Raw genomic sequence first — 18,959 nt, 5'->3', positions numbered from 1 at the left:
AAATGGAAGAAACAAAAAACGGAACAACAATGGTCGTATTTGATGGAGACCTGGATAAAGCAATTGCCAGCTTTATTATCGCTACAGGCGCTGCAGCAATGGGAAAGAACGTAACGATGTTTTTCACTTTCTGGGGATTGAACGTGCTTCGGAAAGATAACGTCATCAGCGGCAGTGATAAATCGATGATGGAAAAAATGTTCGGAAAAATGATGCCGCGCGGTCCGGAAAAACTGGCTATGTCGAAAATGAATTTTGGCGGTATGGGACCGAAAATGATGAAAAAAATGATGAAAAATCATAATGTGTCTTCTTTGAAAGAGATGATTGAAATGGCCCAGGACCTGGATGTAAAAATGGTGGCCTGCACAATGTCTATGGACGTCATGGGACTCAAAGAAGAAGAATTGATTGATGGACTGGATTACGCCGGTGTCGCTACTTACCTGGCAGAAGCAGAAGAGTCCAACATTAACCTGTTTATTTAATACGTATACTGCAGAAAAGAGCCTGTGCCCCTAAGGGAACAGGCTCTTTCTAATATGTAGGGTGGATACGGACTGAACGACAGGAAACCCGGCAGCTGTCAGGCGATGCCGCAGGAAGTGACAGCGCCCATAATACCGGCTATAGCAATTCCTACTATAAATTTTTTCACGTTAGTCCTCCTGTATCTATATATTCATAATTATGGTAAATAGTTTACTTTATTATAGTCGATATTTCCTAAAAAAGGTTGCATTTTATTAGCTTTTTCTATGTATCGGTTTAAAACCGCGAATATGAAGAAAAAATCTTTTATAATAGAAGAAGAAAACAAGAAAGCGGGGAGATAATATGACAGAAGAGTTATACCATGATCTTTTTTTAAAAGATGCGGGGTTTCTTCCAGTCGAAATAGAAAAGTTAATGTTGGAGTATGCCGAAGAATTCCAGCATGCGGAGATTCAGCAGGTTATAAAGCATACAGATGAGCATTATACCGTCGTTACAAAAGTAACAAAATAAAAAAGCTCTCAAGCGTGAGAGCTTTAGATGATTATTTTTTTTGGATTTCAACTGCTTTATGCTCAATTTCATCGTACGAGTTAGTGCCGTTAGCGTAATCTTTTACCATACTCTCAAATGACCGGAATAATCGTTCATCCGCCGGGTCCTGCAGGTTAAGGCCCAATGAATCAGCAACTTCCTTTTGGTCCCGTCGAAAAGCGTCATCGGCTTCAAACGTATTTCCTTCTTTATATTTGTCCATATGATGGTCAACAAACTTTTTAATAATATCCACATGTATCTCTCCTTTGTTTAAATGGTCTCTTTGTTCTCTTCCCGGTTCCCGGGATATCAAAACGATGAAGCAGGAAGAACCGATTTGAAGCACCTCCAGGCAGAAAGCGCACAATTTTAAGATGGAATACAAGGGACAAGGACTCTCCCTTGAAGGATACGGTATACTGTAGGATAATGGCATACGGAAAGGGGATGGAACGAATATGGTAAGTGGAAGAAATACAGAAGATATGATTATGGATTTAGCGAGTCAGCTTTCTATCGAGCAGGCAAGAAACAAAATTTTATGGGATCTTATTCTACGTCATAATGTACTTTCTCAAAAAGATGTTGATAAAGAAGTAGAAAAGCATTATGAAACCTATCGCACCACTTCTTATGAAGAATTAACCGGGTTTAACTTAAGAGAAGACACCAAGCCGGTAAAAGAACCAGAACCAGAAGAATAAAAAAAAGCGTTCCCTGCAGGGGACGCTTTTTTAATGCCTTACGACATCAAGAAATAGAAAAAAGATAGATTTTACTGCGGTAAATACAAGAAGAAAAATGAACACCAGAACCAGTATAGTAAGAGCGAGAGTCTCCTGAAAATGGAGAATATCGATCAAAATTAAGTTAGCAAGCACAGCGGAAATTACGCCGATAAATAATGTACTGTTAAATACACGTTCCATTATATTAGATGCAGCCATTTCAACATCTCCTGATTAGTATAGATTCCGCTCTTGTGAAATAGTGAGCGTTGTTTGCCTTATTCCTATTAAACCGCATTAGAGACGTGAAATCAATGTCTAAAAAGTGACAAAACAGCGAAAAAAATGACTAACTGGTGAACAATAGAAAAAAAGAAGCAAATAAAAATAGAATACCCAGTGGGCATTCTATTTTTCGTATATATCATCGGCAAGCAGCTTAATAGGACTGCCGCACTGAGGGCAATTCTGGTATTCCTGATCAATAGCAGCATCGCTTAGATCAGAAGCCGGCATCTGCACCTCTGCTTTTGTTTCTTTGCCGCATGAATGGCATTTAATATAGAGCAATGGCTTATCTCCTTTCCATGATCATAGCTGTATTTAATTATATATTTGTATACCACAACAGGTTTTTTCAAAACCTCTCAATGAAAAAACGGCTTTCTTCAATAATGAAGAAAGCCGTTTTCTATTCGTTAATGAATGGTGCGGAAAACGCCGATGACTTTACCAAGAACAGTACAGTCATCAAGAATAATAGGGTCCATGGCTGCATTTTCAGGCTGCAGGCGGATATAACCGCTCTCCCTGTAAAAACGCTTTACGGTCGCTTCGAGCTCTTCGGTCATTGCTACAATAATGTCTCCGTTGTTTGCTGTCTGCTGCTGTCTGACAATAACCAGGTCTTTATCGTAAATACCGGCTTCAATCATACTTTCCCCCTGAATAGTAAGGACAAAAACATTCTCATGTTCATTTGCCACCATACGTTCCGGAAGAGGAATGTATTCCTCTATGTTTTCGATAGCTGTAATGGGTTCACCGGCTGTAACTTTACCGAGCATCGGAACGTACACAGCAGAGCTTTCGGATATTTCAGGCGGTGCATCTTCAAAAGACAGCACCTCTATTGCTCTTGGTTTAGTAGGATCGCGTCGAATAAAACCTTTGCTTTCAAGCCTGGATAAATGTCCGTGCACGGTAGAACTGGAAGCGAGTCCCACAGCTTCTCCGATTTCCCGGACAGACGGGGGATAGCCTTTTAGACGTACTTCCCCTTTTATATAGTCAAGTATTTGTTCTTGTCGTTTTGATAATTTAGTCAAAGTCCCGGCACCTCCTGTGCGTGTAATGTTATTTTAAAAAATTGTATCATGAATAATACGAACATGCAAACATCCGTTCTAATTTTACTTGACGGGAACAGAAGTTCTTATTATACTTTTAAAAAAGGGAACGCACATTCTTAAAAACGGGGGAATTACAATGATTTCAAAAATAACGAATGTAACGATGCAGGAATGGATGATATTATTACTATTTGCAGCATCAATTTTATTTCTAATTATAGCCGTCCAGATTAATGCACCAGATGCAGAAGCAGGTTTTGTTTATGAAGACGATATAACGGAGGAAGCAGAAGAGCTTCAGATCGAACAGGAATTAACCGCCTATCAATGGGTGAATTATACCCTGGACTAATGAAAGTAATCAGAAGGTGAAGTGGGACGATGGAGAAGTGCATTATCTACTGCAGGGTGAGTACCGAAAAGAAAGAACAGCAGACTTCTCTGGAGCGGCAGGTGGAGGAATTGACATCTCTTGCCAAGAGAAACAATCTGCCTATTTATAAAACAATCAAAGAAGAACAGAGCGGCTATTCTATGGAAAGAGAAGGGCTGCTGGAGATGCTTGAAGACTTTTCGTCAGGAAAGGCTTCTATTTTGTGCGTGCAGGATGATACGAGACTTGGAAGAGGCCATGCAAAAGTAGCGGTCCTTCACGCCCTCCACAAAAGTGGAGTAACAATTTATTCAGTCCGGGAAAACGGCGTGCTTGAATTATCTGAGTCAGACAGTATGCTGATTGATATACTCTCCATCGTGGAGGAGCATCAGCGCAGGCTGCATAATTTTAAGATCAAGCGCGGAATGAAGCGGGCAGTAGAAAATGGCTACCGCCCCGATAAGAATTTAAAAAACCGGGGCCAGGGAGAGCGTGTAAAAAAAGAAGTGCCGATAGAAGAGATCATCAGGCTCCGTCAGCGGGACCTTCCCTTTTATGATATTGCCGCGACCCTGCGCGGACTCGGATACGATGTATCTAAAGCCACGGTGCACCGGCGCTACCGGGAGCATATGAAAAAAGAAGATGAACAGTCGTAGTGAAGGCTGAGCGCCTTTGATGAGGCCCTATACCTTCCTATCCCTCCAGAACAAAGATGGTTCCGTTTGCATAAAAGCGGGTATATAAGTACCATTAATATAGAAGGATATTCATGGAAACGAACATAAAAGGGGGGAATATCATGTTATCCCAAGACAAAATTGCACGCATTAATGAGCTGTCCCAGCGCGCGAAGACAACCGGCCTGACGGAGTCTGAGAGCATAGAACAGCACGAACTGAGAGAAGAATACCTGCAGAGTTTCCGTTCGTCATTTAAAGACCAGCTTCATTCGGTTAAAGTAGTGGATCCTGAAGGCGCTGACGTTACCCCCGATAAGCTGGACCGATCAAAGAAAGAACGTAAAGTGTACCGCTCCAGATAGCGTGGCACACAAATATATTCTTCATCTGGCGTAATGATATTATATTCGTATATGAGCCGCTGCCCGAAGAGCGGAATCCGGAAGACCATTTTCGTTAAAACAATAGAGGATGGTCTTTTTAACGTGGTTACAACTCCGTTAAACAAAAGGAATTAGAAACAGCGGAGATGGTAGATCCGGCCTGTCAAAAGAAAGCCGGCACGATTTAGAAAAATTCCACGTATTTCGCCGCGATTCTTGTATAATAAAAAGAAAGCGTTTATTATTTATTCATGGATGGACGTTAATTACTAAACAGAGACAAGGGGAGAATACGATTATGGCAGCGCAGACTACAGCGACGCAATTAGAAAATTTAGCTATTAATACGATTCGTACGTTATCGATCGATAGCATTGAACGGGCTAATTCCGGTCACCCGGGATTACCTATGGGAGCGGCACCAATGGCCTTTACTTTGTGGACAGAGTGCATGAATCATAATCCTGGCAACCCGGAATGGTTTAACCGCGACCGTTTTGTTCTATCCGCGGGACACGGCTCTATGCTTTTATACAGCCTGCTTCATCTTACCGGCTATGACCTTTCTCTGGAAGAGCTTCAGAACTTCAGACAGTGGGGAAGCAAAACTCCGGGACACCCGGAATACGGCCATACACCAGGCGTTGAAGCCACCACCGGTCCGCTTGGCCAGGGGCTTGCGATGGCAACAGGCATGGCTATGGCAGAGCGCCATATGGCAGCTACTTACAACAAAAGCAGCTTCCCGCTCGTAGATCATTATACATATGTTCTATGCGGCGATGGGGATATCATGGAAGGGGTCAGTTCAGAGTCCGCTTCTTTAGCCGGTCACCTGAACCTGGACCGCCTGATTGTGCTTTATGATTCCAACGATATTTCGCTCGATGGCGATCTGCACCAGTCATTTTCCGAAAATGTCATGCAGCGTTATGATGCATATGGCTGGCACACCATCCTCGTAAAAGATGGCAATGATACGAAAGCTATTAAAGAAGCAATTGAAGAAGCAAAGCAAGCAGGCAAGCCAACTTTAATCGAAGTCAAAACGACAATCGGTTACGGCTCTCCTAATAAAGGCGGTACCAACGCAGCACACGGTGCTCCGCTTGGCGCTGAAGAAATTACATTGGCCAAAGGAATGTACAAGTGGGAATACGAAGAAGAATTCCACGTACCGGCAGAAGTAACGGCCTTTTTCGCTGAGAAAAAAGCAGCAGGCGCCCGCAAAGAAAAAGAATGGAACGATTTGTTTACGGATTACCAGAAAAAGCACCCAAAAGATGCTGAACAATTCATTAAGGCGCTAAAAGGGGAGCTTCCTGAAGGATGGGAAAAAGAACTTCCCGCCTATACGAATGAAAAGGTAGCTACGCGTGCTGCTTCAGGCGATGCGCTTCAGGCCATTTCCAAGCACGTGCCATCGTTATTCGGCGGCTCGGCTGACCTGGCTTCTTCCAATAAGACATTAATTAAAGAAGAAACAGATTTTACAAAAGATAATTACAAAGGACGTAACATCTGGTTTGGCGTAAGAGAATTCGCCATGGCTTCTGCACTTAACGGTCTTAAGCTGCACGGCGGCGTACACCCATATGCATCCACGTTCCTGGTGTTCTCTGATTACCTTCGTCCGGCACTTCGCTTAAGTGCATTAATGAATCTGCCTGTAACGTATGTGTTCACACATGACAGCATTGCAGTCGGAGAAGACGGCCCAACACATGAACCCGTTGAACAAATCGCTGCTCTTCGTGCAATCCCGGGCGTTCACGTCATCCGTCCAGCCGACGGCAATGAAACATCCGCGGCCTGGAAAGTGGCATTGGAGAGCACAGGCGGCCCAACCGTTCTGTCTCTAACCAGACAAGGTCTTCCTACGCTGTCAACTTCTGCTGAAAGAGCGGAAGAGGGCGTAGCTAAAGGCGCATATATCGTAGAATCTGTTGGTTCACCAGAAGTGCAGCTTCTGGCTACCGGTTCGGAAGTGGCGCTGGCAGTGGATGCCAAAGCCGCACTTGAGCAGGAAGGAATTGCGGCTAACGTAGTAAGTATGCCCGATTTTCTTGCTTTTGACCGCCAGCCGCAAAGCTACAGAGACAGCGTGCTGTTAAAAGGAGTACCAGCTCTAGGTATGGAAATGGGATCAACAATGCCTTGGTACAAGTACGTAGGCACAGAAGGCGCCGTTCTCGGAATTGATGAATTTGGAGCTTCTGCTCCTGGAGATAAAATTATGGAAGAGTATGGCTTTACAACCGAAAATGTAGTATCTATTGTAAAAGACCTGCTTCAAAAATAAAAAGCAAAGCCTGGACGAGATCCAGGCTTCTTTTTTTACGGATCTGGAAATTGAAGCAAATCACTGGGAGGCTCTTTTCATCCGCCTGTTAGTAAGGTATAATGTTAGAGGTCCTTACAGTATCCACGAAGGATAAAAAGGATGTTCACTAGAAATAGAAGGAGGAAGTGCCGGAATGGATTGGCTTTGGTTTGTACTCGTCGGCGTACTGTGTTTAATCGCAGGGGCAGCGCTTGGTTTTTTTATCGCCAGAAAAACAATGATGAACTACTTAAAGAAAAACCCGCCTATTAATGAACAGATGCTGCGGGTTATGATGATGCAGATGGGGCAGAACCCTTCACAGAAGAAAATTAATCAGATGATGAAGGCTATGCAGCGTCAGCAGGATACAAAAGAATCAAAAAAGGAAACAAAAAAAGAGTTGAAAAATGCAAAAAAATAATAGCAGCGCTCTCTAATACAGAGAGCGTTTTTTTATGCTTTTTCTGCGCTTTACGCAGCTCCTTTCTTGAAGGCAAAAAGGGAAATGGCGTATGATAATAAACAATTAGACAAACGAACAAGAAAGCAGGGAGAGACATGCAGATCTTCTGGTCGCTGCGATGGTTTTTTAAAAAAGAATGGCTGGCATACAGCGTGGGGATCGGCATATTAATGCTCGTATCCGCTCTGTCTCTGCTTCCCCCCTACGCGGCAGGAAGGGTAGTAGACCAGATTGCCGAGGGCACGTTGACAGTTGGGGATTTACAGTACTGGGCAGTCCTGCTTCTCGGAGCAGGAGTGTTGATGTATATATTCCGCTACATATGGCGGATTATGATTTTTGGGGCGGCGATCCGCCTCGCCAGGCTTTTAAGAAGCCGGCTGTATAAACATTACACCAAAATGAGTGCTTCCTTCTACAACAGAAGGCGGACAGGTGATTTAATGGCCCACTCCACAAACGATATCAAGGCGGTGGAACAAACGGCCGGCATTGGCGTGTTAACGCTCGTTGATTCTGTTGCAATGGGCGGATTTGTCATAGCCGCGATGGCTTTTACGATCAGCTGGCAGCTGACGCTTTTATGTCTTCTGCCGATGCCGTTGATGGCGGCTGCTACGAGCATTTACGGCAATATTCTGCATCACCGCTTTGGCCAGGCCCAGGCAGCCTTTTCCGAGTTGAACAATAAAGTGCAGGAAAGCGTGTCCGGTATCCGGGTCACTAAAGCATTTGGACAGGAGAAAGCCGAAGTGGCGGCCTTTTCCCGGCAGTCCGATAAAGTTGTGCAAAAAAATGAAAACGTCGCAAGAGTGGATGCATTATTTGAACCGACAATATCACTTGTCGTAGGGGTTTCCTATTTTCTGGCCGTTTTTTTCGGAGCACGGTTTGTGATTGCAGGAGACCTGACGATCGGTGAATTAACAAGCTTTACCGTGTATCTTGGCATGCTGACGTGGCCCATGCTTGCGTTTGGACTGCTTTTTAATATCGTAGAGCGTGGCCGGGCAAGCTATGGACGGATTGAATCACTGCTGGCAGAAAAACAGGATATTACGGATGAACGTGCCGTTTATAACACGGTCCCTACAGGAAACATTGATGTAAATATAGAACGCTGCAGCTACCCGCAGGCCGAACAGCCGGCGCTCCAGCAGATTGCTTTTCATGCAGAGAAGGGAGACACCGTTGGCATTGCAGGGCGTACCGGAAGCGGGAAAACGACTCTTTTGAAACTACTGCTCCGGGAAATGGAGGATCCGTTAAGCCGGATAAATATAGATGGCGCACCGGCTTCCGCTTACCATCTGGATCAGTACCGGCAGGCATTCGGCTATGTGCCGCAGGATCATTTTCTCTTTTCGATTTCGATTGCCGACAACATATCATTTGCCAAGCCGGAAGCATCTCTGGAAGACATTATACATGCGGCGAAAACAGCGCATGTACACGATGATATTATGAGTATGGAATACGGGTATGACACGATCGTAGGCGAACGGGGCGTGACGCTCTCAGGCGGCCAGAAACAGCGGCTGGCGATTGCACGGGCATTAATCACAGACCCGGAAATTCTTATCCTCGATGATTCGCTTTCGGCGGTAGACGCCAAAACAGAAGAATCCATTCTCTCTCACCTGCAGCGGGAGCGGCAGAACAAAACAACGTGGATTGTATCGCACCGCATGAGTGCGATTAAACATGCCGATCAGATTGTAGTGCTTGAAAATGGCCGGCAGACAGAAAAGGGCACGCATCAGCAACTAATGAAGGACCGCCGCTGGTATGCTGATATGTATGACATGCAGCAGCTTGAAAGCTTAGTGGAGAAGGGAGGAAAAGATGGAGCACCAGGATAGAGTATTAAGCAGCAAAGAACAGTGGAGCATTTTTAAACGATTATTAAAAGCGGCTGTGCCGTATAAAAAACAACTGGCCGCTGCCGCTCTTTTCCTTCTGGTTGGCACAAGCGCTGACCTGGTTGGTCCTATATTAGTAAAAGTATTTATTGACGACTATTTGACCCAGAATACCTTTCCGGCCGGCCCTCTCGTAGTTCTGGGGGTAAGCTACGCCGTGCTTCACCTGCTCGGTGTCGTTCTCGGATACTACCAGATTTTCTGGTTTCAGCGGATTGCCCTGCAGATCATCCGGACGCTGCGGATTGACGTCTTTAAAAAATTAGAGCAATCCAGGCTGCGGTTTTTTGACCGGACCGCAGCCGGCGGTTTGATATCGAGGCTGACAAACGATACGGAATCGGTCAAGGAGATGTACGTCGAAGTGCTGGCCGTCATTATTCATAACGGAGTGTTTTTAATCGGCGTCTTTATAGCAATGGCCATTCTGGACGTTCAGCTGGCTCTTCTCTGCCTGGCACTGTTTCCCATCATATTCGTTTTAATATATTACTACCGGAAAAAAAGTGCTGTATTTTTTGGATCCATGAGCGGGCGGTTAAGCATGCTGAACGCAAAAATCAACGAATCCATTCAAGGAATGAATATCATTCAGGTGTTTCGCCAGGAAAAGCGGATGCGCGGTGAATTTGAAGAAATAAATGAAAAACACCGCCGGTCTTCCGTACAGACGATGAAGCTCGACGGTCTGCTGCTGCGTCCGGCAATTGACCTGATCAGTGTGGCCACCCTTGTCCTCGTACTGACATACTTCGGGCTGGCTTCTTTTGAGGGAAGCATACAGCTTGGGGTGCTGTATGCGTTTATTAATTACATTGACCGTTTGTTTGAGCCTGTTAACCAAATTATGCAGCAGCTCTCTAAACAGCAGCAGGCGATTGTATCGGCGGGCCGGGTATTTCAGATCCTGGACCGGACAGAGGATATGGAGCCGGCAGCAGATCATGCCCGGGAGGAAACGTTCATAAAAGAAGGCAGCGTGCGGTTTGACCATGTGTCATTTGGCTATGATCCGGGAAACCCGGTGCTCAAAGATATTTCCTTTCGGGTGAACAAAGGCGAAACGCTGGCTATTGTAGGACACACGGGAAGCGGGAAAAGTTCGATTGTACAGGTGCTCCTTCGTTTCTACGATACGCAGAAGGGATCGATCACCGTGGATGGAAGAAATATTCATGAATACGGAAATAAAGAAATCCGCAGAAATATCGGGCTCGTCCTGCAGGACCCGTTTCTATTCAGCGGTACGGTAAAGGATAATATTATGTTTCATGACCCGAACGTAAGCGAACAAGACATGAAGCGGGCGGCAGAAAAAGTAGAGGCGGCACCTTTTATTGAGAAGCTCCCGGCGGCATATGAAGAGCCGGTCGGAGAACGGGGCAGCTCTTTTTCCAACGGGGAAAAACAGCTGATTACGTTCGCGAGAACAATTGCGAAAGATCCGAAAATCCTTGTGCTGGATGAAGCGACGGCAAGTATTGATTCCGAAACGGAACAGGATATTCAAACGGCGCTGGATCGGATGAAACAGGGGCGGACGACGATTATGATTGCCCACCGGCTTTCCACGATAAAAGACGCAGACCATATTATTGTGCTGCACCAGGGGGAGATAAAAGAAGAGGGCAATCATGAATCCCTCCTTAAGCAAAATGGCTTGTACCGGACGATGTATGAGCTGCAGCAGGGAAAACTGCAGCAGGAAAAAGCCTACACCCCGAAATAGAAGAACAAACGTTGCAAGATAGCGTTTTCACGTTGTAAAATAGAAACATAGCTGTAAGCGCATCAGTGTTTACAGCTCGCCCCGGGCATCTTTAACAGGCTTCGGGGAGGGGAGTGAGTGCAATGAATATAGCTTTACTGGCAACAACCGTCGGCGCGGCCTGTATGGCAATGATAGCGCTCTTTATCCGAATGAGAGCGATAAAAAAGCCGGCCAGCATAAAGAAAATTATACTTCCGCCTTTTTTTATGTCTACAGGAATGCTGATGTTTGTCTATGAGCCGGCCCGGCTGGTGCCGCTTCAAATTATAGAAGCGCTTACCGTCGGTATTATTTTTTCTTTCCTGTTAATGCGTACGACGAGCTTCGAAATACGAAACAGCCGTATTTATATGAAACGATCGAAAGCTTTTGCATTTATTTTAATTGGGCTGTTGATTGCACGTGTTATATTCAAGCTGATTATCGGAGACTCGATTGAAGTAGCGGAGCTTGGAGGCATGTTTTACTTATTGGCTTTTGGAATGATTATTCCGTGGAGAATTTATATGCTGATCCGCTTTAAAGAAATAGAAAAGCGTTACCATGCTTCTATAGGTACGACGGGGCCTCCTTTATCCAAAAAACTGGTTAAATAAAAGCTGCTTTCTCTGTTATTCAGAGGAAGCAGCTTTTTGCTTAAATAAATGTTCATACTCGGTTAAATCGATATTTTTTTCGCGGCATTTTTTACGAAGGAATTTATGATCCCGCTTCGGGGTAGCAAGAATATATCCGCGGATAAGCAGAGGCTCGTCGATCGTTTCGGCTCGTTCTTCTAAAGCAATCCGGCCGATCTCGCCGGCAATCCGTTCTCTCGCTATGTCTCTGAATAATTCAGGGACTGGCTCTACAAGTTCTTCAAGCAGATTCTTCTTGGACTGTGGCCATAAATGACGCGTTTCTTTGAGGTAATAATCCTGCCAGTCCAAAATAGAGCGGCCGTCTTCTTTTGGAAAGCGCTTTAAAAATTTGCGGAACATAAAAAAGCCGCCTATGAACATAAAGACCGTTAAAAAAACCGACCATGCCATAATAAACCACATAAAAGCATCAGAAGGCATCTGAATCCCCTCCATTCATATCGACCATAAAAAATGGTGTCTCATCTTTCCTTATTTTATCATAGATTCAAGTATAGTAGTATAATGAAAAGAAGCGTATAGATAAAATAGGAGTGGTAGAATATGGCTGGAAAACAAGTTAATGAAATACTAAATGAAGGTATTTATGGAAAAAAAGAGCTGCGTCCTGATGAAAAGAGACAATATCTGGGTGTATATCGGGAGCGCATTCTGCTTGTACTAACTAAAAGTCAGGTTATGGAAAAGGGAACCCGGCCGGAAGTGGAAGCTGAAATGAAAAAGCATAAAGATGCAGCGCTTGTGTTAAATGGAAAAATGAGCTACCAGGCTCTTAAAGGCTATCAGCAGATTTCCCGTAAATACGGGGTGGAATACACCAATGTGTCTTCGCTGGAAAATGTGACGGAAGTCGGGCTGGTCCTTGCTAAACCGTATGCGATTCATAAAGAGGAAATTGAAGTGGATGACGAGCAGATCGAAGCCCCTGCTGCTGAAAAAAAACCATGGTGGAAAAGAATTTTCGCTTAATATTGGCCTGCAGTATGAAAAACAAAGGGAAGTGAGGGGAAAAAATGAAGCCTGCTTTTTTTATGATTACGTCCATTGTTATGTTATTTTTAATTGGACCGGAAGCGGCCGCGGCCGCTCCTCCAGCGGAAAACCAGGATATGACGGGTACGTTTATTTTAATAACGATTGCGATGTTTGCAGTCATTATCGCGGTATTCGTCTGGTTTTTAAACAAATACAAAAAAAACAAATAGGCCGGGCAGGCGTTGTTTCGCCGGCTGCCTACTGCTATCTTGTTTAATATGAACAAAAAGTTTTGATTATTTTGCATATTTGATGGTAGTATATATAGATACCTGCTGAAGCGGGTATCTTTTTATAAAAAACAAGGGTCGCAAAACGTCCTTGCGGGACATATAATGACCCAAAAACGATGTGAAGATCGTATCAACCAGGAGGAAATTGACCATGACACAGACAGATAATCAAAGCACCTTACTTCGAAATGATGTAAAGAAACTTGGTACCATTCTCGGGAAGATATTAAAGCATCACGGAGGAGACACACTGTTCAACCAGGTGGAAGAGATTAGAAAATCCACGATTGACCTCCGCCAGAATTTTGATGAAGAAGCGTATAACGAATTAAAACAAAAAATAAGCGGGTTAAAGCCGCCGATGCGCCAGCACGTTATCCGTGCATTTTCCACATACTTCAACCTCGTAAATATTGCTGAACAGAATCACCGGATCCGCAGAAGACGCCAGTATCAGCTCAAAGACGATGGGGTGGCTCAGCCTTTCTCCATTGAGGGAGCGGTAACTTCTATTAAGGACAACAACATTTCCACCGACGTGATTGAAGACGTTCTTCAAAAGCTTTCGTTGGAGCTTATTATTACAGCGCACCCGACAGAAGCAACGAAACGAACGGTGCTGGAAATCCAAAAGCGTATTTCGACTATTCTGCAGCAGCTGGACAGTCCTATCCTGACAAAGCGGGAGCGCAAAAATCTGGATGAGAGCCTGTTTAACGAAGTAACGGCATTGTGGCAGACTGATGAGCTGCGTCACCGCAAGCCTACTGTTATGGATGAAGTTCGAAACGGCCTTTATTATTTTGATCAGACACTATTTGAAGTCCTGCCGGACATTCACCAGGAGCTGGAAGAGCAGCTCGAAGAACATTATCCGGACCAACAGTGGAAAGTGCCTAACTTTCTTACGTTCGGCTCCTGGATCGGCGGAGACCGGGACGGCAATCCAAACGTAACGCCTGAAATTACGTGGGAAACCTTAACAAGACAGCGTGAGCTTGTATTGAAAAAGTACAAAAAAGTAATCGAAGAATCTATGAGACGCTTCAGCCATTCTACGACGCGTACAACGATTGATGAATCTCTCGTCCTGCAGGTAGGCAAAGAAGAAGATACCTATATGCAGCCGGAGGAAATCTGGCCGGTAGCGTCAGAAGTCTACCGCCGCAAGTTTGCCGTCATTTTAAAACGCCTGAGTGAAACAGGAGTATCTGAAGCAGGGTACGAGCATTCCGAAGAACTGGAAGCCGACCTGGACACAATTAAACAAAGCGTTGAAAAACACCAGCCATCGCACCACCGTCTGAAGATGATTAGAAAGCTGATCAGGCAGGTGCAGTTGTTTGGTTTTCACCTGGCCTCGCTTGATATTAGAAACCACAGCGGAGAGCATGAGTCGGCGCTGGCAGAAGTATTAAAAGCTGTTCACATCGCAGAGGATTATGCAGGACTCGAAGAAGCAGAGAAAACAGCAGTGCTGGAAAAGGCACTGAACGATCCGCGTCCGCTTCTGCTATCTAAAGACAGCTATTCCAAGGAAACACAGGAAGTGCTGAAAGTCTTCACAATGATCAAACAGGCCCACGAAGAATTCGGACCCCGTTCGGTTGAAGTATATCTCATCAGCATGGCAGAATCCGCAAGCGATATTCTGGAAGTACTTGTGCTCGCCAAAGAAGCCGGCATATATGCCCAGCTTCCGGACGGCACAGTAAGAAGCGGACTCCACGTGGCGCCGCTGCTGGAAACAATCGATGACCTGGTGGCCGGACCGGCCATCATGAAACAGATGTTTGAAATGGACGTTTACCGAAAGCATCTGGAAGTCAGAGGAAATCACCAGGAAGTAATGCTCGGGTACTCTGACGGAAGCAAAGACGGAGGAACGATGACAGCCAATTGGAAGTTGTTTAAAGCGCAGCAGGAGATCCATGATGTCGCTAAAGACTATGACATCGGCCTTAAGTTCTTCCATGGCCGCGGCGGTTCGCTAGGACGCGGAGGCGGCCCGTTAAACCGCAGTATTTTATCCCAGCCGGCAGAAACGTTGGGCGACGGAGTGAAAATTACAGAGCAGGGCGAAGTGCTGAGCTCGCGCTATCTGCTTGAAGACATTGCCTACAGAAGTCTGGAACAGGGTGCATCGGCGCTGCTGGAATCCACGGCAAAAACATCCCAGGCGTCAGAGCGGGCCAACCACAGAGACAGTACATGGGAGGATGCGATGGAACGCGTATCCAGCTACTCTTTGAAAAAATACCAGTCACTTGTCTTCGGCGATCCGGATTTTCTTACCTATTTCAACGAAGCCACTCCGCTTAACGGGCTTGGAGCCCTTAATATCGGATCCCGTCCCATGAGCCGGAAAAACAGCAGTAAATTTGAAGATCTCCGTGCCATTCCATGGGTATTCGCCTGGACGCAAAGCAGGCAGCTGATTCCGGCCTGGTACGCGGCAGGAACAGGTCTTCATGCATTCGCAGAAGAAAATGACGGTAATTTGGAGCTGCTGAAGAAAATGTATCAGGAATGGCCGTTTTTCCAATCAACGGTAAACAACCTGCAGATGGCATTAATGAAAGCTGATATTAATACAGCAAAAGAATATGCCAAGTTAGTAAACGACCAAAAAATTGCCGATCGAATTTTTAATGATATTACAGAAGAATACAATAAAACACGGCGCATTCTTCTTGAAATTACGAGCAAAGAGGAACTGCTTGACCATACGCCAAACATTCAAGAATCCGTTTGGAGAAGAAATCCGTATGTGGATCCCCTGAACTTCCTGCAGGTGGAGCTTATTAAGATCATGCGCGAAGAAGAGGAACAGTCGGAAGAACTGCTTACAGAAATGCTGCTGACTATCAGCGGTATTGCTGCAGGGCTGAGAAACACCGGCTGATGCCAAAAAGAACCGCCTTCCTGTTGGAGGGCGGTTCTCTGCGTCCTGCACTAAATACAGACGGTAAATGCTAACGGGTGCTCTTATGCTTCTGATAGCTGATAACACGGAGAATAAGATTTGTCAGCGGAAATAAAGCTGCAAGAATTAATAAACTTCCCCAGAGAATATTGCCGGCTATAAAATGAATAAAAGCCAACACAATACAAAGAATAAACAGCAGCACAAGCCAGACAATCTTAAGCTTAAAAGCTGTGGAACCTTTCATGGTAAACACCTCTTTTATAGAATCGTGCAATCTTATCAATTATAGCAAGAGTTCCCCTGGCTTGACCAGCGCCTTCCTTTTGCCCTGGGCCATTTTCTCGTTTACACTAAAAAGAAGATAAAAGAAAGAAGGTGTGGCACACATGCAGGAAAATAACCGATCACCGCAGGATCGATTGGGCCTTACGACGGAACAGGCGATTTTTGGCCTGGGCTGATTCTGGGGACCCGATGCCCAGTTTGGGCAGCTTAATGGAGTAGTTAAAACGAGAGCAGGCTATACCGGAGGCACAAAAGAAGAGCCAACCTACCGGAGGATGGGAGACCATACAGAATCACTGCTGATAGAATACGATCCTGCTTTTCTGAGCTATGAAGACCTGTTAAACATGTTCTGGAGCAGTCACAACCCGCGGAAAAAAAGTCTGTTCCGCGACCGCCAGTACATGTCCCTTTTGGTCTACAGCAGCCAACAACAGTATGAAACGGCGATGGCATCTAAAGATAAATGGGAAAAAAAGCTCGGAGGCCCCATAAAAACGGAATTTCAGAAGACCTCCACCTTTTATCAGGCAGAAGATTACCATCAAAAGTATTTTTTGAAGCGTTTTCCACGAGCCGTAAAAGCACTTGAAGCGGTGTATCCGACGGCTCAGCAGCTGACCGATTCCACCGTTGCCGCAAGAATGAATGGCATGGTGCGCGGCTCCGGGAAAACGGCTGAATTAAAAAAAGAGCTGATGACCTGGAACATTACCGAACAGGAAAAAACCGGACTGCTGCAGGCACTCGATAACGTGCGCTGGTAGGCAGGTTCAAAACAAATAACTATTTTAGACTTCTGTCCGCAGGAGTCTTTTTTATTTTTATAAAATAAACCTTGAAATCAAACGTATGTTCGTATAAAATAGATGTATAATATACTTAATCAGTAGCTGCAGAAGACTATAAAAGTAGACGTGGCGTTTTAATATTCAGAATATTAAAACTAAATAAGGAGGGTTACAATGAACCGGCAGGAAGCGGACAATGAGATTGCCATTAAAGCGAAAGGGCTGGTCAAACGTTTTGGCAGCAAGGCTGCGGTGGACGGCGTGGATTTGTCTATTCCAAAAGGGTCGGTATATGGTTTTCTCGGACCGAACGGAGCCGGAAAAACGACGACGATCCGGATGCTTGCTACACTGCTTGAACCAAGCAGCGGCTCTGCCTCCATTCTCGGATACGATCTAAAAAAAGACGCCCACCACATTCGCGGGAAAATCAGCCTGACCGGACAGTTTGCATCTGTAGACGAGGACCTCACCGGACTTGAAAACCTGGTCATGGTCGCGAGACTCCTTGGTTTCTCATGGAGAGAGGCAAAGAGCCGGGCGATGGAGCTGCTAACGGCATTTGGTCTCAAAGACGCTGCTAAACAACAGGTGAAAAATTATTCCGGCGGCATGCGCAGGCGTCTTGATGTGGCAGCGAGTATTATCGTGGCACCGGAAATATTGTTTCTTGATGAGCCAACGACCGGCCTGGACCCTAGAAGCAGAAACCAGGTATGGGATATTATCCGGACGCTCGCAGACAGCGGCACAACAGTTCTGTTGACCACGCAGTATTTAGATGAGGCCGATCAGCTTGCAGAACGGATTGCGGTTATTGACGAGGGGAAAATTATTGCAGAAGGAACAAGCAGAGAATTGAAAGCGTCTGTTGGAGCCGGAGCACTGACCATTCAGTTTTCTGATGAAGGGACGTGCATTAAAGGGGGACTGCTTATTAAAAAGCAGCTTCCAGCTGTCCTGCAGTCCCAGTCAGAGGCCGCATCTCTTACATTCAGAACATCTCATGCAAACGAGGGCATTGCTGTGCTGGAAATATTAGCACAGGCTGGCATTGAAGTTATTGATTTTTCCTTCGGTAATCCGACGCTTGATGAAGTATTTCTGGCGCTGACCGGAGAAGCAGTGGGTGATAAAACGAAGAAAGAAGGTATAAACCAATGAAAACGCCGGTTTCTTCTATTTCCTCTACCGCACAGGAGTCGCTCCGGGATTCTATTACGCAGGAAAAAAACCTGGACAGACGGGCGGGGGCCCTGTCTGCATCTATTACATTTGGATGGAGGGCGCTTTTAAAAATTAAGCACGTACCGGAACAATTGTTTGATGTAACCGCCTTTCCGGTTATCTTTCTATTAATGTTCACATATTTATTCGGAGGGGCTATTGCGGGCTCGACAGGAGACTACCTGCAGTTTCTGCTGCCGGGTATTCTCGTTATGACGGTTACAATGATTACCATGTATACCGGAATGGATCTGAACAAAGATATTGTGAAAGGGGTGTTCGACCGATTTCGGACACTCCCGATCTGGAGGCCGGCTCTGCTGGTAGGAGCGCTCGCGGTAGATATGGTTCGGTATTCAATGGCAGCATTCATTATGATCTCTCTTGGCCTGCTTCTTGGTTTCCGGCCTGAAGGCGGGCCTGTCGGAGTAATCGCTTCAGTAGGACTGCTGCTCGTATTTTCCTTCAGCTTTTCCTGGATATGGACCGCGCTCGGCATTATTATGAGGTCGGAAAAGTCCCTCATGATGATCAGCATGATGTTTTTGTTCCCGCTCACCTTTGTCAGCAACGTATTCGTGGATCCGCAGACTCTTCCAAGCTGGCTCCATGGATTTGTCGAGTGGAATCCTATCTCTCTTCTCGTTACAGCGATCAGGGGGCTTATGCACGGCTCTGCAACGATTCAGGACATTGGATGGGTACTGCTCGTTTCTCTTCTGCTGACGGCTGTTTTTGCCCCGCTCACGATGTATTTATTCCGTCACAAGAGATAATGCCGG

At 45.5% G+C, this 18,959-nt stretch carries 22 protein-coding genes and 1 pseudogene; 17 read left to right on the top strand and 6 right to left on the bottom strand.

The features are described 5' to 3' along the window. The first annotated feature begins 2 nt into the window (after positions 1-2). Together AC5W14_RS00635 and AC5W14_RS00630 are read left to right on the top strand one after the other, a co-directional pair. Complete coding sequence (locus AC5W14_RS00635; protein ID WP_496059526.1) at positions 3-488, top strand: DsrE/DsrF/DrsH-like family protein; 486 nt, start codon at positions 3-5, stop codon at positions 486-488. A gap of 349 nt (positions 489-837) precedes the next feature. Further along, positions 838-1,008 carry a hypothetical protein gene (locus AC5W14_RS00630; RefSeq protein WP_496059527.1) on the top strand — a complete coding sequence of 57 codons (171 nt, stop codon included), beginning with the start codon at positions 838-840 and terminating at the stop codon, positions 1,006-1,008. 31 nt (positions 1,009-1,039) lie between these two features. Here AC5W14_RS00630 and AC5W14_RS00625 read toward each other — a convergent pair whose 3' ends face one another. Next, positions 1,040-1,285, bottom strand: a complete 246-nt coding sequence (locus tag AC5W14_RS00625) for a hypothetical protein (protein ID WP_496059528.1) — start codon at positions 1,283-1,285, stop codon at positions 1,040-1,042. Between the two features lie 205 nt (positions 1,286-1,490). Between AC5W14_RS00625 and AC5W14_RS00620 the strand changes: the two genes are divergently transcribed. Next, positions 1,491-1,736, top strand: a complete 246-nt coding sequence (locus tag AC5W14_RS00620; protein ID WP_496059529.1) for a hypothetical protein — start codon at positions 1,491-1,493, stop codon at positions 1,734-1,736. 30 nt (positions 1,737-1,766) lie between these two features. On the opposite strand, the gene AC5W14_RS00615 is transcribed toward AC5W14_RS00620, so the two are convergent. The 3 genes from AC5W14_RS00615 to lexA all read right to left on the bottom strand — a co-directional run bounded on the left by AC5W14_RS00615 (position 1,767) and on the right by lexA (position 3,088). Then, on the bottom strand, positions 1,767-1,979 hold the full coding sequence (locus AC5W14_RS00615; RefSeq protein WP_496059530.1) for a hypothetical protein: 213 nt from the start codon (positions 1,977-1,979) through the stop codon (positions 1,767-1,769). 189 nt (positions 1,980-2,168) lie between these two features. Continuing rightward, entirely contained in the window at positions 2,169-2,330 is a 162-nt protein-coding gene (locus AC5W14_RS00610) for a hypothetical protein (RefSeq protein WP_496059531.1), read from the bottom strand. 128 nt (positions 2,331-2,458) lie between these two features. Next, entirely contained in the window at positions 2,459-3,088 is a 630-nt protein-coding gene (lexA, locus tag AC5W14_RS00605) for a transcriptional repressor LexA (RefSeq protein WP_120192174.1), read from the bottom strand. A gap of 160 nt (positions 3,089-3,248) precedes the next feature. Between lexA and AC5W14_RS00600 the strand changes: the two genes are divergently transcribed. The 8 genes from AC5W14_RS00600 to AC5W14_RS00565 all read left to right on the top strand — a co-directional run bounded on the left by AC5W14_RS00600 (position 3,249) and on the right by AC5W14_RS00565 (position 11,632). Beyond that, the gene (locus tag AC5W14_RS00600) at positions 3,249-3,464 is read left to right on the top strand and encodes a hypothetical protein (RefSeq protein ID WP_496059532.1); all 216 of its coding nucleotides are present in this window, start codon (positions 3,249-3,251) and stop codon (positions 3,462-3,464) included. Between the two features lie 29 nt (positions 3,465-3,493). Then, positions 3,494-4,147 carry a YneB family resolvase-like protein gene (locus tag AC5W14_RS00595; protein ID WP_496059533.1) on the top strand — a complete coding sequence of 218 codons (654 nt, stop codon included), beginning with the start codon at positions 3,494-3,496 and terminating at the stop codon, positions 4,145-4,147. A gap of 143 nt (positions 4,148-4,290) precedes the next feature. Beyond that, complete coding sequence (locus tag AC5W14_RS00590; protein ID WP_496059534.1) at positions 4,291-4,533, top strand: DUF896 domain-containing protein; 243 nt, start codon at positions 4,291-4,293, stop codon at positions 4,531-4,533. A 319-nt stretch (positions 4,534-4,852) separates the two neighbouring features. Next, a complete protein-coding gene (tkt, locus tag AC5W14_RS00585; protein ID WP_496059535.1) occupies positions 4,853-6,856 on the top strand; it encodes a transketolase in 2,004 nt (667 codons plus the stop codon). A 175-nt stretch (positions 6,857-7,031) separates the two neighbouring features. Then, entirely contained in the window at positions 7,032-7,301 is a 270-nt protein-coding gene (locus AC5W14_RS00580) for a YneF family protein (protein ID WP_120192169.1), read from the top strand. Between the two features lie 137 nt (positions 7,302-7,438). Beyond that, positions 7,439-9,205, top strand: a complete 1,767-nt coding sequence (locus AC5W14_RS00575) for an ABC transporter transmembrane domain-containing protein (RefSeq protein WP_496193472.1) — start codon at positions 7,439-7,441, stop codon at positions 9,203-9,205. Beyond that, positions 9,189-10,994: an ABC transporter ATP-binding protein gene (locus AC5W14_RS00570; protein WP_496193471.1), complete on the top strand. Its 1,806-nt coding sequence runs from the start codon at positions 9,189-9,191 to the stop codon at positions 10,992-10,994. The genes AC5W14_RS00575 and AC5W14_RS00570 overlap by 17 nt, the downstream gene beginning before the upstream one ends. A 122-nt stretch (positions 10,995-11,116) precedes the next feature. Continuing rightward, complete coding sequence (locus tag AC5W14_RS00565; protein WP_496059538.1) at positions 11,117-11,632, top strand: CcdC family protein; 516 nt, start codon at positions 11,117-11,119, stop codon at positions 11,630-11,632. 15 nt (positions 11,633-11,647) lie between these two features. Here AC5W14_RS00565 and AC5W14_RS00560 read toward each other — a convergent pair whose 3' ends face one another. Next, positions 11,648-12,112 carry a DUF2621 family protein gene (locus tag AC5W14_RS00560; RefSeq protein WP_496193470.1) on the bottom strand — a complete coding sequence of 155 codons (465 nt, stop codon included), beginning with the start codon at positions 12,110-12,112 and terminating at the stop codon, positions 11,648-11,650. A gap of 108 nt (positions 12,113-12,220) precedes the next feature. Here AC5W14_RS00560 and AC5W14_RS00555 point away from each other — a divergent pair, with 108 nt between their 5' ends. The 3 genes from AC5W14_RS00555 (at position 12,221) to ppc (ending at position 15,850) form a co-directional block, all read left to right on the top strand. Then, a complete protein-coding gene (locus AC5W14_RS00555; protein WP_496193469.1) occupies positions 12,221-12,646 on the top strand; it encodes a DUF1694 domain-containing protein in 426 nt (141 codons plus the stop codon). Positions 12,647-12,690: 44 nt separating this feature from the next. Further along, positions 12,691-12,882, top strand: a complete 192-nt coding sequence (locus AC5W14_RS00550) for a hypothetical protein (protein ID WP_496059541.1) — start codon at positions 12,691-12,693, stop codon at positions 12,880-12,882. A gap of 214 nt (positions 12,883-13,096) precedes the next feature. Beyond that, on the top strand, positions 13,097-15,850 hold the full coding sequence (gene ppc, locus AC5W14_RS00545; RefSeq protein ID WP_496193468.1) for a phosphoenolpyruvate carboxylase: 2,754 nt from the start codon (positions 13,097-13,099) through the stop codon (positions 15,848-15,850). A gap of 70 nt (positions 15,851-15,920) precedes the next feature. Here ppc and AC5W14_RS00540 read toward each other — a convergent pair whose 3' ends face one another. Further along, a complete protein-coding gene (locus tag AC5W14_RS00540; RefSeq protein WP_496059543.1) occupies positions 15,921-16,118 on the bottom strand; it encodes a hypothetical protein in 198 nt (65 codons plus the stop codon). 229 nt (positions 16,119-16,347) lie between these two features. Between AC5W14_RS00540 and AC5W14_RS00535 the strand changes: the two are divergent. From AC5W14_RS00535 to AC5W14_RS00525, 3 genes and pseudogenes are all read left to right on the top strand, one after another. Beyond that, positions 16,348-16,926: pseudogene (locus AC5W14_RS00535) on the top strand (peptide-methionine (S)-S-oxide reductase MsrA); the annotation flags it as partial. Positions 16,927-17,124: 198 nt separating this feature from the next. Further along, positions 17,125-18,114: an ATP-binding cassette domain-containing protein gene (locus AC5W14_RS00530; RefSeq protein WP_496059544.1), complete on the top strand. Its 990-nt coding sequence runs from the start codon at positions 17,125-17,127 to the stop codon at positions 18,112-18,114. Beyond that, positions 18,111-18,953 carry an ABC transporter permease gene (locus AC5W14_RS00525; protein WP_496059545.1) on the top strand — a complete coding sequence of 281 codons (843 nt, stop codon included), beginning with the start codon at positions 18,111-18,113 and terminating at the stop codon, positions 18,951-18,953. The genes AC5W14_RS00530 and AC5W14_RS00525 overlap by 4 nt, the downstream gene beginning before the upstream one ends. Positions 18,954-18,959: the final 6 nt, after the last annotated feature.

Source organism: Sinobaca sp. TMA16-18, from assembly GCF_059510535.1.
Note: the sequence above shows the minus strand (reverse complement) of the source record. Positions and strands in the feature narration are given on the sequence as shown.